Origin of the sequence: Dryocola clanedunensis (assembly GCF_038405435.1) — a bacterium.
GTDB classification, from domain to species: Bacteria; Pseudomonadota; Gammaproteobacteria; order Enterobacterales; family Enterobacteriaceae; genus Dryocola; species Dryocola clanedunensis_A.
Window position 1 is genome coordinate 68,742 of sequence record NZ_JBBYHZ010000008.1, and the last position, 14,065, is coordinate 82,806.

Genomic DNA, 14,065 nt, shown 5'->3' on the forward strand with positions numbered 1-14,065 from the left:
CGTTCGTCAAATGAGTGCGGGAAAAATCTGAAATGCTTCCCCCGCAGGGGAAGCGAAACGATCAGGTACGCAGACCGCGACCGCGCTGGATGAGGTACCAGCACAGCAGGTAGAACGCCGCAATAAACGCCACCAGCACGACGACGGTAAACAGCAGCGGAACGTCGCTGATGCCGAGGAAGCCGTAGCGGAAGCCGCTGATCATGTAGACGATCGGGTTCAGGTGCGACAGCGCCTGCCAGAACGGCGGCAGCAGGGTCAGAGAGTAGAACACCCCGCCCAGATAGGTCAGCGGCGTCAGCACGAAGGTCGGGATCAGGCTGATGTCGTCGAACGTTTTGGCAAACACGGCGTTAAGCAGGCCCGCCAGCGAGAACAGAATCGCCGTCAGCACCAGGGTCAGCGCGACGAACAGCCACGAGTGCACCTGGAACGGCACGAAGAACAGGGAAATAGCCGTTACCAGCACGCCAACGCACAGGCCGCGCGCAACGCCACCGCCCACGTAACCGGCGATAATCACGTGCGTTGGTACGGGCGCAACCAGCAGCTCTTCAATGTTGCGCTGGAACTTGGCGCTGAAGAACGAAGATGCGACGTTGGCGTAGGCGTTGGTGATCACCGCCATCATGATCAGCCCCGGCACGATGAACTGCATGTAGGTGAAACCGTGCATTTCACCGATGCGCGAACCGATCAGGTTACCGAAGATAATGAAGTAGAGCGTCATGGTGATAACCGGCGGCACCAGCGTCTGGATCCAGATGCGGGTGAAGCGGTGGATCTCTTTGGTCCAGATACTTTTTAACGCTACCCAGTAGAGATGCATCATGCCTGGTCTCCTTGTTTATTTACCAGCGTGACGAACAGCTCTTCCAGACGGTTGGCCTTGTTACGCATACTTAATACCTGAACGCCCTGCGCGCTTAGCTGGCTGAACACGCTGTTAATGCCCTGTTCGCGCAGTACTTCTACCTCAAGCGTGGAGGTGTCCACCAGGCGGTACTGATAGCCATCGAGCTTTGGCAGCGGGCTTTTCGGCGCTAGATCCAGGATGAACGTTTCTGACTTGAGCTTAGAGAGCAGCGATTTCATCGAGGTGTTTTCTACCAGCTCACCGCTCTGGATAATGCCGATATTACGACAGAGCATTTCTGCTTCTTCCAGATAGTGGGTGGTCAGAATGATCGTGGTGCCCTTATCGTTCAGGTCTTTTAAGAAGCCCCACATGGAACGGCGAAGTTCGATGTCCACCCCGGCCGTCGGCTCATCAAGGATCAGCAGCTTTGGTTCATGCATCAGCGCACGGGCGATCATCAGACGACGTTTCATGCCGCCGGATAGCATCCGCGCTCTTTCGCTACGCTTTTCCCACAGGTCGAGCTGTTTGAGATACTTTTCGCTGCGCGCTATCGCTTCGTCACGCTCAACGCCATAGTAGCCAGCCTGATGAACGACAATCTGCTGCACCGTTTCAAACGGGTTGAAGTTAAACTCCTGCGGGACCAGGCCGAGCTGGCGCTTGGCGTTCACTACATCGCTTTGCAGGTCGTAACCGAAGACGCGTACCTTGCCGGAGGTTTTGTTTACCAGCGAGCTGATGATGCCGATGGTGGTCGACTTGCCTGCGCCGTTCGGGCCAAGCAGGGCGTAGAAATCTCCCGCCTCGACACTAAGATCGATGCCGCGCAGCGCTTTAACGCCGCCCGCATAGGTCTTGGTGAGTTTTTCCAGTTCTAATGCAATGGTCATTGTTTGGGGTTACCTTTCGCGATGCACTTGTTATCAGTATAAAAATTTTCCGAGTTGCCCTATATTACCTTAACGCATTTCTCCGGTTACAGGTTGTTAGCCTCCATGAATGATATAGATACCCTCATCAGCAATAACCAGGTTTGGTCAAAGCTGATGGAGGATGAAGACCCTGGCTTTTTTGAACGTTTGTCCCAGGCGCAAAAACCCCGTTATCTGTGGATTGGCTGTTCCGACAGCCGTGTACCGGCAGAACGCCTGACCGGCCTTGAACCCGGCGAGCTTTTTGTTCACCGTAACGTGGCCAACCTCGTTATCCATACCGACTTAAACTGCCTTTCAGTGGTGCAGTACGCGGTGGACGTGCTGGAAGTTGAGCACATCATCATCTGCGGTCATTACGGCTGCGGTGGCGTACAGGCGGCGGTAGAAAACCCGGATTTAGGGCTGATCAATAACTGGCTGCTGCACATCCGCGATATCTGGTTCAAGCATAGTTCGCTGCTGGGAGAGCTCCCGCCGGAACAACGCCTGGATACGCTGTGTGAGCTGAACGTGATGGAACAGGTCTACAACCTGGGCCACTCCACTATTATGCAGTCCGCCTGGAAACGCGGGCAGAAAGTGACCATTCACGGCTGGGCCTACGGCATTCATGATGGCCGCCTGCGCGACCTGGAAGTAACCGCCACCAGCCGCGAATCGCTCGAGCAGGGTTACCGCAGCGGGATTTCCAACATGAAGCAGGCCAACACCAGCCACAAGAATAGAACGCCTTCCCAGTAAATCAGATAGCAAAAAGGGCCTTAAAGGCCCTTTTTCACTGCCCTGCGCCCTTACTACTCATCTAACAGGACGACTTTGCCGACGTACGGCAGATGGCGATAGCGCTGGGCGTAGTCGATGCCGTAGCCCACCACGAATTCATCAGGAATGGAGAAACCCACCCATTCAACGTTGACGTCCACTTCGCGGCGCTCAGGCTTGTCGAGCAGCGTACAGATAGCCAGTGACTTCGGCTGGCGCAGGCGGAGGATTTCACGCACTTTGCTCAGCGTATTGCCGGAATCGATGATGTCTTCAACGATCAGCACGTCTTTGCCGCGAATGTCTTCATCCAGGTCTTTGAGGATTTTCACATCGCGGGTGGTGGACATGCCGCTACCGTAGCTGGAGGCGGTCATAAAATCGACTTCATGGGGTACATGAACTTCACGGCACAGGTCCGCCATAAACATAAACGAGCCGCGCAGCAGGCCTACCAGCACCATATCACTGCCGCTTTCGCGGTAATGTTCAGTTATTTCACTACCCAGTTGCGCGATACGGGCCTTGATCTCCGCTTCCGGGATCATTACTTCTACAGTATGTTTCATATCTATAACCATATGATTTTAAAACAAATCATTGAGTGCCAGCTCAGCGTCGGCCAGCACAAAATATTCAGGCCAGCAGTATAACAGCAAAACACATTGCCATGCGCTATCGGTAAAAAAGCCATTTATGTGATGTATATCACACTTGTTAATAACTATAATTAATTGCTATCAAACTTTTAAGAGCGTGATAATTGTGAAAACAAATAAATCAGGATCGCGGGTGATCGCGACCTTATCAGCCCTGTTTGCCGTACTTACAGGACTGTATTTACTTATTGGCGGGATATGGTTAGTCGCAATTGGTGGGTCGTGGTACTACCCAATTGCAGGGGTGGTGATGCTCGTCACCGCATGGTTACTCTGGCAACGTAAAGCGCTGGCGCTCTGGATTTACGCCGCGCTGCTGCTCTGCACCGTTGTATGGAGCATCTGGGAAGTTGGTTTCGACTTCTGGGCGTTGACGCCGCGTTTAGATGTTCTGTTCTTCTTCGGCGTGTGGCTGGTGCTGCCGTTTGTCTATCGCCAGTTCATTCTGCCTTCCGCAGGCGCGGCTCCGGCGCTTGGCGTTGTGCTGGCCGCCACCGTGGTGGTGCTGATCTGGGCAGTGTTCAACGATCCGCAGGAAATCAACGGCACCCTGAGCGCCGAGGCTTCCGCACCTGCCGCAGCCTCGTCCACCATTCCTGATGCCGACTGGCCTGCCTATGGCCGTAACCAGGAAGGCCAGCGCTGGTCCCCTCTGAAGCAGATCAACGACAAAAACGTTGGCCAGCTGAAAGAGGCCTGGAGATTCCAGACTGGCGACCTTAAGCGCCCTACCGATCCGGGTGAAATCACCAACGAAGTCACCCCGATTAAAATTCGTGACACGCTTTACCTCTGCACCGCGCACCAGCAGCTGTTCGCCCTGGATGCGGCAACCGGTAAGCAGAAGTGGAAATTCGACCCGCGTCTGGATACCAACCCTTCCTTCCAGCACGTGACCTGCCGTGGCGTTTCGTATCATGAAGCGACAGCAGATAACGCCAGCCCGGATGTGGTATCCAACTGTCCGCGTCGTATTCTGCTGCCGGTAAACGATGGCCGCCTGTTTGCGCTGAATGCCGATAACGGCAAACTGTGCGAAAGCTTCGCCAACAAAGGCATTCTGAACCTGCAAACCAACATGCCGGTGACGACGCCGGGCATGTACGAACCAACGTCTCCGCCGATCGTTACTGACAAAGTGATTATCATTGCGGGCGCGGTAACGGATAACTTCTCTACCCGCGAGCCGTCCGGCGTCATTCGTGGTTTTGATGTGAATACCGGCAAGCTGCTGTGGGCCTTCGATCCGGGTGCTAAAGACCCGAATGCGATCCCGAGCGACGAACATCACTTCACCATCAACTCACCGAACTCCTGGGCACCGGCCGCGTACGATGCCAAACTGGATATGGTTTATCTGCCGATGGGCGTCACCACGCCGGACATTTGGGGCGGTAACCGTACCCCTGAGCAGGAGCGTTTCGCCAGCAGCATCGTGGCGCTGAACGCAACCACCGGTAAGCTTGCGTGGTCCTATCAGACTGTCCACCACGATCTGTGGGATATGGATATGCCTTCCCAGCCGACGCTTGCGGATATCCAGGATAAAAACGGTAACGTTGTGCCTGTGATTTACGCTCCGGCGAAAACCGGCAATATCTTCGTGCTGGACCGTCGTGACGGCAAGCTGGTTGTCCCTGCCCCGGAAAAACCGGTCCCGCAGGGCGCGGCTAAAGGTGACTACGTGACGCCTACCCAGCCGTTCTCCGATCTGAGCTTCCGTCCGAAGAAAGATCTGAGCGGCGCGGATATGTGGGGTGCGACGCTGTACGACCAGATGGTCTGCCGCATTATCTTCCACAAGCTGCGTTATGAAGGCATCTTCACGCCGCCTTCCGAGCAGGGCACGCTGGTGTTCCCGGGTAACCTGGGGATGTTCGAATGGGGCGGTATTTCAGTCGACCCAAGCCGCCAGGTAGCGATTGCTAACCCAATGGCGCTGCCGTTTGTCTCTAAACTGATGCCGCGTGGTCCTGGCAATCCTATGGAACCGCCAAAAGACGCGAAAGGTTCAGGCTCCGAGAGCGGCATTCAGCCGCAGTACGGCGTGCCGTATGGCGTAACGCTTAACCCGTTCCTGTCGCCGTTCGGCTTACCTTGTAAGCAACCGGCATGGGGCTATATCTCCGCATTGGATCTGAAAACCAATGAAGTGGTATGGAAAAAACGTATCGGTACCGTACGCGACAGCTCGCCGCTTCCGCTGCCGTTCAAAATGGGTATGCCGATGCTGGGCGGTCCGATTTCTACCGCGGGTAACGTGCTGTTTATTGGCGCAACCGCAGATAACTATCTGCGCGCGTACAACATGAGCAACGGTGACAAGCTGTGGGAAGCGCGTCTGCCGGCCGGTGGCCAGGCAACGCCGATGACCTATGAAGCGAACGGCAAGCAGTACGTCGTGATCTCCGCGGGTGGCCACGGCTCCTTCGGGACGAAGATGGGCGACTACATTGTTGCTTACGCTTTGCCGGACGACGCTAAGTAATAAAAAAAGCGGGTAACACATGAACGTGTACCCGCCTGAAAATGGCGGATGAGCTAAAACCTCATCCGCCTTTTTTATGCCACGGTAAAGCCAAGCATCATGCCGGTGTCTTCATGCTCCAGCAGATGACAGTGGGCCATATAGGCATGCTCTTTCGAGGCTTCGTGATCGAAGCGTACTAACACCTCGCTACGCGCCCCTTCCACACGAACCGTATCTTTCCAGCCCTGACGATGGGCAGCAACCGGCTGACCGTTCTCGCTCAGAATGCGGAACTGCGTGCCGTGGATGTGGAACGGATGCAGCATCATGTCCCCTTCCCCGGAAATGGTCCATTTCTCGTATTTCCCCTTCTGCGCGGCGAACGCCGGGGTGGCCATATCAAAGGCCTTGCCGTTGATCTTGTTGGCATTGTGGAAGTCGAAACCCTGGCCCATCTGACCATGATTCATCTTGCCGTGATCCATACCGCCATGTTTCATGCCGCCATGCCCGCCCATGTTGCCATGCCCGCCCATGCTCATGCCCGCCATCGCTTTATCGCCGTATTTCTTCATCAGCGCCTGCATGCCCATCATATCGAGCATCGGGTCCATCATCAGCTGCAGCCAGCGTTCGGTCAGGCCATCAAGCGCAGGCAGAGCGGGAACCTCCACCAGCTTATCCGGGAGTTCGCCAGAAGAGGCAATGCGCACCGGTTGAATACGCACAATGGGCTGCGGCTGGTCGAACGGCGCGACGGTCATGCCCATTTGCTTCACTGGCAGGGTCACAATATCAAACGGTTTACCATCGCTGGTGTCCACCAGCACTTCAAAACGCTCGCCCATCAGCAGCGGTAGCTCGGTGACTTTAACCGGTTCGGCCAGCAGGCCGCCGTCGCTGGCGATGACATACAGAGGGCGATTGTCGCTGGCGGCAATGTTCAGCGATCGGGCGTTGCAGCCGTTCAGCAGACGTAAACGCAGCCAGCCGCGAGGATTGGCGTGCTGCGGGTAGTTAACGCCGTTACACAGCAGCATGTCGCCAAACCAGCCAACGGCGGCGCTCATCACGTCCAGCTTGTAATCAATCTCGCCGTCGGCGCCAAAACGCTTGTCCTGAATGATGAGCGGGATATCGTCGATGCCCCACTGCTTCGGCAGCATCAGCTTGCGGCTTTCGATGTCTTCGATCAGCACCAGCCCCGCAAGGCCCATCGCCACCTGATGCCCGGTTTTCCCGTGCTGATGGGGATGGAACCAGCAGGTGGCTGCGCGCTGCTGAGGCGTAAATTTGACGGTGCGCCTACCCCCGGCGGCAATCACGCCCTGCGGGCCGCCGTCCACGTCGCCGGGCACTTCCAGACCGTGCCAGTGCACCGTGGTTTCCTCAGCCAGGCTATTATGAATATCTACGGTAACGCTTTCCCCCTGGGTAAGCCGCAGTGCGGGTCCCAGCAGGCTGCCGTTGTAGCCCCAGGTTGTCGCCATTTTGCCGCCGAAGACGGTTTTCCCGGCCTGGGCCGTAAGACGAACGGTATTTCGGGCATCCGGCAGTAATAATTCAGGGACAGGTAAAGCGGGACGGTCCGCCGCCAGGGCCGCACGGCTCCAGAGCGGCAGCGCGCTGAACGCGCCAAAAGCAGCGGAATATTTTATAAAATCACGACGGTGCATGTTCAATTCCTTTAGTGAGCAGGCGTGCCGAAAAGCATAAACCCTTCCCCAACGGGAAGGTCAAGTTTGCAGCAAAGAATAAATATCGTCGTGCCGCATTTAACTGTGTTAACGTTTCGTATCTGATGAAAAGTGGTAGGTGTGATGAAGACGGGAGTTAAGGCATTAATGTTGGGTGTTTTGCTGGCATTTTCTACCAGCAGTCAGGCACTTAGCGAATCTGAAGCAGAAGATATGGCCGATCTGACTGCGGTATTTGTCTTTTTAAAAAATGATTGCGGCTACCAGAACCTCCCGAACGGTCAGATCCGCCGCGCGCTGGTCTTTTTTGCTCAGCAGAACCAGTGGGACTTAAGCAATTACGACAGCTTCAACATGAAGGCGCTGGGTGAGGACAGCTACCGCGATCTCAGCGGCATCGCCATCCCGACGGCAAACAAATGTAAATCGCTGGCCCGAGACTCGCTAAGCCTGCTCGCCTACGTTAAGTAATCCTCTCTCCCAGCCCCTTTGCTGAAATAATAGCCGTGCACCCACGGCTGTTGTTGGCTATGATGTTGCCCCCGTTTTGCAAAAGTGTTACCAAAGAGGTGCCCTCCATGACCGAGAAAAAAGTGTGGCAGGAAACGCTGCATGACGAGTTTGGGCAGTACTTTGCAATCGACAACGTGCTGTACCATGAAAAAACCGATCATCAGGATCTGGTTATCTTCGAAAACGCCGCTTTTGGCCGCGTAATGGCGCTGGATGGGGTGGTACAAACCACCGAGCGCGACGAGTTTATCTATCATGAAATGATGACCCACGTGCCGCTGCTGGCGCACGGCCGGGCAAAACACGTGCTGATCATCGGCGGCGGCGACGGCGCCATGCTGCGTGAAGTGACCCGTCATCAAAGCATTGAAACCATTACCATGGTGGAGATCGATGCGGGCGTGGTCTCCTTCTGCCGTCAGTATCTGCCCAATCACAACGCAGGCAGCTACGACGATCCCCGCTTCAGCCTGGTCATCGACGACGGCGTTAACTTCGTCACCCGGACCGCACAAACCTTTGATGTCATTATCTCTGACTGCACGGACCCCATCGGGCCGGGCGAAAGCCTGTTTACCTCCGCGTTTTATGAAGGCTGCAAGCGCTGCCTGAACCCGGGCGGGATTTTCGTGGCGCAGAACGGCGTCTGTTTCCTGCAGCAGGATGAAGCGCTGGACAGCCACCGCAAGCTCAGCCATTACTTTGCAGATGTGAGCTTTTACCAGGCGGCCATTCCGACCTATTTCGGCGGCATCATGACCTTTGCCTGGGCGACCGATAACCCAGCCCTGCGTCATCTGCCCACGGAAACGCTCCAGGCGCGATTCCATAAAGCCGGGATAAAGTGCCGCTATTACAATCCGGCAATCCATACGGCAGCCTTTGCTTTGCCGCAGTATCTGCTGGATGCGCTGGTGAACCAGTCATCCTGAGGAGGTGATAAAAATTGAAAAAACTGAAGCTGCACGGCTTTAACAACCTGACCAAAAGCCTGAGTTTTTGCATCTACGACATCTGCTACGTCAAGACCGCCGAGGAGCGGGACGGCTACATCGCCTACATCGACGAGCTGTATAATGCCAATCGCCTGACGGAGATCCTCAGCGAAACCTGCGCGATAATCGGCGCGAATATCCTTAATATCGCCCGCCAGGACTACGAGCCGCAGGGGGCAAGCGTGACTATTCTGGTCAGCGAAGAGCCTGTCGACCCGCAGAGCATTGACCAGTCCGAGCACCCCGGTCCGCTGCCGGATGCCGTCGTTGCCCACCTGGATAAAAGCCACATCTGCGTGCACACCTATCCGGAAAGCCACCCTGAGGGCGGCTTATGCACCTTCCGGGCCGATATAGAAGTGTCGACCTGCGGAGTCATTTCACCGCTGAATGCGCTGAACTACCTCATCCACCAGCTCGAGTCCGATATCGTGACCGTGGATTACCGCGTGCGCGGCTTTACCCGCGACGTGCACGGGAAAAAACACTTTATCGACCACGAGATTAATTCGATTCAAAACTTTATGTCTGCCGACATGAAGGCGCTGTACGACATGATGGACGTCAACGTTTATCAGGAGAACATCTTCCATACCAAGATGCTGCTGAAAGAGTTCGACCTGAAGCATTACATGTTCCATACCCGCCCGGAAGATCTGAGCGAAGGGGAACGAAAGGCTATTACCGACATGCTCTGGAAAGAGATGCGCGAAATTTATTACGGACGCAATATTCCGGCGCTGTAAAACGCATTCAGGCCCCTGCGGGCCTGAATATTAACGACCGGCGATAAATTCCCGGTAGGCGTTCATGACCTGCAGGAAATCCTCCACCCCGCAGAACGACAGGCTTTCTTCATCGTAGTAGTTCATCCCTTCTTCCATCTCGTCGCCGGATATTTCCAGCTGATTGGCGCGGATAATCACTTCTTCGCCGTCGAGCCACAGGGTGTATTCGTGCCCAATCCTCTGCCACTGGCGCTCGCTGCCCTTCACCGACGCCATTGCCTGCTCCACTTCATCAAGCAGGCCCGGGTTGTCTTTGACTTCCTCGTTGAACCAGTGGCCCACCACTTCGTGGCCCATCGACATACGCACCTTCACAAGTCCTGTGACATCGCGCAAAAATTCATATTCCATGGTGTTTTCCTCTGCCTGCTGAGGGAAAGCCAGCACCCTCATCGCGTATAGGGTAAGTATCGCAGTAAAGACGGCGAAAAACAGCGTGGAAACCTTCAGACAGAGAATAAAAAAAGGGGTGAGAGCCTGATGCCCTCACCCCCAGCCCCTCTCCCACAGGGAGAGGGTAGCGTTCACTAGACCGCGGTCTGGAAAATCACGCCGTCTGCTTTCTCGGTGTACTGGGAAAGCTGGTCGAAGTTCAGGTAGCGATAGGTATCCACCGCCGTTTTATCGACCTGCGCCATAAAGGTCTGGTATTCCTCAGGCGTCGGCAGTTTGCCCAGCAATGAGGCAACTGCGGCAAGCTCTGCGGAGGCCAGGAAGACGTTCGCCCCGGTCCCTAAACGGTTCGGGAAGTTACGGGTAGAAGTCGATACCACCGTTGCGCCGTCTGCCACACGCGCCTGGTTACCCATGCACAGTGAACAGCCAGGGATTTCGATACGCGCCCCGCTCTTGCCGAAGACGCTGTAATAACCTTCTTCGGTGAGCTGTGCCGCATCCATACGCGTTGGCGGTGCAACCCACAGACGGGTTGGCAGCTGGCCTTTGTGGCTGTCCAGCAGCTTGCCCGCCGCGCGGAAGTGGCCGATGTTGGTCATGCAGGAGCCGATAAACACTTCATCGATTTTCTCGCCCTGAACGTCAGACAGCAGACGCGCGTCGTCCGGGTCATTCGGTGCGCACAGGATCGGCTCTTTGATATCGTTCAGATCGATTTCGATGATCTCTGCGTATTCCGCGTCTGCGTCAGCTTCCAGCAGCTGCGGATCCGCCAGCCATTTTTCCATGCCCTGGATACGGCGCTCCAGCGTGCGGCGGTCGCCGTAGCCTTCGGCGATCATCCACTTCAGCAGCACGATGTTGGAGTTCAGGTACTCTTCGATCGGCTCGCGATCCAGCTTGATGGTGCAACCCGCAGCGGAACGCTCTGCGGAAGCATCCGTCAGCTCAAACGCCTGCTCGACTTTCAGCGTTGGCAGACCTTCGATTTCCAGAATACGACCGGAGAAGATGTTTTTCTTACCTTTCTTCTCAACGGTCAGCAGGCCCTGCTTGATGGCGTACAAAGGAATGGCGTGCACCAGGTCACGCAGGGTGATACCCGGCTGCATTTTACCTTTGAAGCGCACCAGCACCGACTCAGGCATATCCAGCGGCATAACCCCGGTTGCAGCGGCAAACGCCACCAGACCGGAACCAGCCGGGAAGGAGATGCCGATAGGGAAACGGGTGTGGGAGTCACCGCCGGTACCAACGGTATCCGGCAGCAGCATGCGGTTCAGCCAGGAGTGGATAACGCCATCGCCCGGACGCAGCGACACGCCGCCACGGTTCATGATGAAGTCAGGCAGAGTGTGGTGTGTGGTCACATCCACAGGCTTAGGATAAGCCGCGGTGTGGCAGAAGGACTGCATCACCAGGTCGGCGGAGAAGCCCAGGCACGCCAGGTCTTTCAGTTCATCACGGGTCATTGGACCGGTGGTGTCCTGAGAGCCGACGGACGTCATTTTTGGTTCGCAGTACTGGTTAGGACGGATGCCGTCCACGCCGCAGGCACGACCAACCATTTTCTGCGCCAGAGAGAAGCCACGGGTGCTGGCCGCCACGTCTTTCGCCTGCACGAAAACTTCGCTGTGCGGCAGGTTCAGCGCTTCACGCGCTTTAGTCGTCAGACCGCGACCGATGATCAGCGGAATACGGCCACCGGCGCGCACTTCATCAAGCAGCACGTCAGTTTTCAGTTCGAAATTAGCGATAACTTCGTTGGTGTCGTGGTTACGCACTTCGCCTTTATACGGATAGATGTCGATAACATCGCCCATGTTCAGGTCGTTAACGTCCACTTCAATCGGCAGCGCACCGGCATCTTCCATGGTGTTAAAGAAGATTGGCGCAATTTTACCGCCCAGCACCACACCGCCACCGCGCTTATTCGGCACGTTAGGAATGTCGTCACCCATGAACCACAGCACGGAGTTAGTGGCGGATTTACGGGATGAACCGGTACCGACAACATCACCAACATACGCCAGCGGGAAGCCTTTCTTATTCAGGGCTTCGATCTGCTTGATTGGACCGACGCTGCCCGGCTGATCCGGGTCAATGCCTTCACGGGCGTTTTTCAGCATCGCCAGAGCGTGCAGTGGGATATCCGGACGGGACCAGGCATCCGGCGCAGGAGACAGGTCATCGGTGTTAGTTTCACCGGTCACTTTGAAGACGGTAACGGTGATTTTCTCGGCCAGCTTTGGACGAGACAGGAACCACTCGGCGTCAGCCCAGGATTTCAGAACCTGCTGCGCGTGGGTGTTGCCCGCTTTCGCCTTCTCTTCTACGTCATAGAAGTTGTCGAACATCAGCAGCGTATGAGACAGCGCTTTGGCAGCAATAGCAGCCAGCTTTTCGTTGTCCAGTGCGTCAATCAGCGGGTGAATGTTGTATCCGCCCTGCATGGTACCAAGCAGCTCGACTGCTTTTTCAGGGGAGATTAATGGGGAGGTGGCGTCGCCTTTGGCGAGGGCAGCCAGGAAACCGGCTTTAACGTAGGCGGCTTCATCGACGCCTGGCGGAACGCGGTTGGTAATCAGATCTAACAGAAATGCTTCTTCGCCTGCAGGCGGATTCTTCAGCAGCTCAACCAGTGCGGCCATTTGGGTTGCATCTAATGGTTTTGCAACAATCCCCTCGGCGGCACGTTCAGCTACGTGCTTACGGTATTCTTCTAGCACGACGGTTCTCCTCGCTCTCATTGTCATATGGCGCCACCAGGCTAATCTCTTCACGCTCCTGTGAGACAGCAGTTTGTAGGGTAAATGCCCGATACCGCGTCGGGCAGCATAGCAGGATTTTCAGGGGGAGTTAATCTGTTTACAAAAAAGCAACATACTATTTTTGCTGAATCGTTACGGATAAGGTTTGCCCTTCCGGAAATGAATTTTGCTCACAAAAAAACCGCCTTTCGGCGGTTCGTTTGTCTCTGCAAGGTGGTAGCACACGATGCGGAGAAGTGTTTTGTGGCAAGCTCAGTACATGAAGGATTTTGCATCCAAATTTTTAACCGTGCAAGACCAATTGTTTATTTTGCGTACTGCCACCAGAAAACGTATGTAACTTGCTGCAAACCGAAAATGGCTGTTTATCAGCATCCTTTTCTGCTCTACATTCGACGGCGGCCTGCTTCGCTGGTGTAGCAGCCAGTCACCGGGCACGGAAGCAGTTCATCTGCTCTACGTGGCAAGCTCAGTAAACTTGCCTGGTTCTGCCTTTCCCGGTGAAGAAGGGATCGCCGTAGTTTTTACGGAAACACGCAATGGAAATGCGTCTGCTCTACGCGCTTATCCTTGTGTTAGGTTCGGTTATCGCGCTGAGTCAGGGTGGCTGGAATATTTCAGACATCACGGTTCTGCTGGTGCTGAACCTGGGCAATTAAGCTACTGGCCGCCCGCAAGGGCGGCCTTTTCGTTTGGCTACAAAAAAACCGCCTTTCGGCGGTTCGTTTGTCTCTGTAAGGTGGTAGCACACGATGCGGAGAAGTGTTTTGTGGCAAGCCCCAAACGCAGATGAGATTACACACAAAATTATTCACCCTCAAGCCATTATGCTTATATTGCGAGCAACTTTATAAAAATCGATGCAACTGCCTGCAATTCAAGAATCCAGTTTCCAACCGGTTATTTTTTACTCTAAATTCGTCTACGGCCTGCTTCGCTGGTGTAGCAGCCAGTCACCGGGCCCGGAAGCAGTTCGATTCCCCTACGTGGCAAGCCCCAAACAGCTTGCCTGGTTCTGCCTTTCCCGGTGAAGAAGGGATCGCCGTAGTTTTTACGGAAACACGCAATGGAAATGCGTCTGCTTTACGCGCTTATCCTTGTGTTGGGTTCGGTTATCGCGCTGAGTCAGGGTGGCTGGAATATTTCAGACATCACGGTTCTGCTGGTGCTGAACCTGGGCAATTAAGCTACTGGCCGCCCGCAAGGGCGGCCTTTTC

At 55.3% G+C, this 14,065-nt stretch carries 11 protein-coding genes; 5 read left to right on the top strand and 6 right to left on the bottom strand.

Annotation, left to right across the window (positions count from 1 at the left end):
• Nucleotides 1-61: 61 nt before the first annotated feature.
• Nucleotides 62-832: an ABC transporter permease gene (locus AAE045_RS16795; RefSeq protein WP_455548701.1), complete on the bottom strand. Its 771-nt coding sequence runs from the start codon at nucleotides 830-832 to the stop codon at nucleotides 62-64.
• Nucleotides 829-1,752 (bottom strand): ABC transporter ATP-binding protein, encoded by a 924-nt coding sequence (locus AAE045_RS16800; RefSeq protein WP_455548702.1) that lies wholly within the window; start codon nucleotides 1,750-1,752, stop codon nucleotides 829-831. Before AAE045_RS16800 ends, AAE045_RS16795 begins: the two co-directional genes overlap by 4 nt.
• 105 nt (nucleotides 1,753-1,857) lie before the next feature.
• Between AAE045_RS16800 and can the strand changes: the two genes are divergently transcribed.
• Entirely contained in the window at nucleotides 1,858-2,538 is a 681-nt protein-coding gene (can, locus tag AAE045_RS16805) for a carbonate dehydratase (RefSeq protein WP_455548703.1), read from the top strand.
• A gap of 53 nt (nucleotides 2,539-2,591) precedes the next feature.
• Here can and hpt read toward each other — a convergent pair whose 3' ends face one another.
• Complete coding sequence (hpt, locus tag AAE045_RS16810; RefSeq protein WP_455548704.1) at nucleotides 2,592-3,128, bottom strand: hypoxanthine phosphoribosyltransferase; 537 nt, start codon at nucleotides 3,126-3,128, stop codon at nucleotides 2,592-2,594.
• Between the two features lie 193 nt (nucleotides 3,129-3,321).
• Between hpt and AAE045_RS16815 the strand changes: the two genes are divergently transcribed.
• Nucleotides 3,322-5,706 (top strand): glucose/quinate/shikimate family membrane-bound PQQ-dependent dehydrogenase, encoded by a 2,385-nt coding sequence (locus AAE045_RS16815; RefSeq protein WP_455548782.1) that lies wholly within the window; start codon nucleotides 3,322-3,324, stop codon nucleotides 5,704-5,706.
• Nucleotides 5,707-5,780: 74 nt separating this feature from the next.
• Here the strand turns inward: AAE045_RS16815 and cueO are convergent, their stop codons facing one another.
• Nucleotides 5,781-7,364: a multicopper oxidase CueO gene (gene cueO / locus AAE045_RS16820; RefSeq protein ID WP_455548705.1), complete on the bottom strand. Its 1,584-nt coding sequence runs from the start codon at nucleotides 7,362-7,364 to the stop codon at nucleotides 5,781-5,783.
• Nucleotides 7,365-7,508: 144 nt separating this feature from the next.
• Here cueO and AAE045_RS16825 point away from each other — a divergent pair, with 144 nt between their 5' ends.
• The 3 genes from AAE045_RS16825 to speD all read left to right on the top strand — a co-directional run bounded on the left by AAE045_RS16825 (nucleotide 7,509) and on the right by speD (nucleotide 9,639).
• The gene (locus tag AAE045_RS16825; protein WP_455426964.1) at nucleotides 7,509-7,856 is read left to right on the top strand and encodes a YacC family pilotin-like protein; all 348 of its coding nucleotides are present in this window, start codon (nucleotides 7,509-7,511) and stop codon (nucleotides 7,854-7,856) included.
• Between the two features lie 107 nt (nucleotides 7,857-7,963).
• Nucleotides 7,964-8,830, top strand: a complete 867-nt coding sequence (speE, locus tag AAE045_RS16830; RefSeq protein WP_455548706.1) for a polyamine aminopropyltransferase — start codon at nucleotides 7,964-7,966, stop codon at nucleotides 8,828-8,830.
• A 14-nt stretch (nucleotides 8,831-8,844) separates the two neighbouring features.
• Nucleotides 8,845-9,639: an adenosylmethionine decarboxylase gene (gene speD, locus AAE045_RS16835; RefSeq protein WP_455548707.1), complete on the top strand. Its 795-nt coding sequence runs from the start codon at nucleotides 8,845-8,847 to the stop codon at nucleotides 9,637-9,639.
• 30 nt (nucleotides 9,640-9,669) lie between these two features.
• Here speD and yacL read toward each other — a convergent pair whose 3' ends face one another.
• Complete coding sequence (gene yacL / locus AAE045_RS16840) at nucleotides 9,670-10,032, bottom strand: protein YacL (protein ID WP_455548708.1); 363 nt, start codon at nucleotides 10,030-10,032, stop codon at nucleotides 9,670-9,672.
• 176 nt (nucleotides 10,033-10,208) lie between these two features.
• Nucleotides 10,209-12,806, bottom strand: coding sequence for a bifunctional aconitate hydratase 2/2-methylisocitrate dehydratase (gene acnB / locus AAE045_RS16845; protein WP_455548709.1), 2,598 nt, complete (start codon nucleotides 12,804-12,806; stop codon nucleotides 10,209-10,211).
• Nucleotides 12,807-14,065 lie beyond the last annotated feature (1,259 nt).

Excerpts from the sequence above, each read along its gene's own strand:
- AAE045_RS16795 (WP_455548701.1), bottom strand. The coding sequence starts at position 832 with ATGATGCATCTCTACTGGGTAGCGTTAAAAAGTATCTGGACCAAAGAG.
- AAE045_RS16800 (WP_455548702.1), bottom strand. The coding sequence starts at position 1,752 with ATGACCATTGCATTAGAACTGGAAAAACTCACCAAGACCTATGCGGGC.
- can (WP_455548703.1), top strand. The coding sequence starts at position 1,858 with ATGAATGATATAGATACCCTCATCAGCAATAACCAGGTTTGGTCAAAG.
- hpt (WP_455548704.1), bottom strand. The coding sequence starts at position 3,128 with ATGAAACATACTGTAGAAGTAATGATCCCGGAAGCGGAGATCAAGGCC.
- cueO (WP_455548705.1), bottom strand. The coding sequence starts at position 7,364 with ATGCACCGTCGTGATTTTATAAAATATTCCGCTGCTTTTGGCGCGTTC.
- AAE045_RS16825 (WP_455426964.1), top strand. The coding sequence starts at position 7,509 with ATGAAGACGGGAGTTAAGGCATTAATGTTGGGTGTTTTGCTGGCATTT.
- speE (WP_455548706.1), top strand. The coding sequence starts at position 7,964 with ATGACCGAGAAAAAAGTGTGGCAGGAAACGCTGCATGACGAGTTTGGG.
- yacL (WP_455548708.1), bottom strand. The coding sequence starts at position 10,032 with ATGGAATATGAATTTTTGCGCGATGTCACAGGACTTGTGAAGGTGCGT.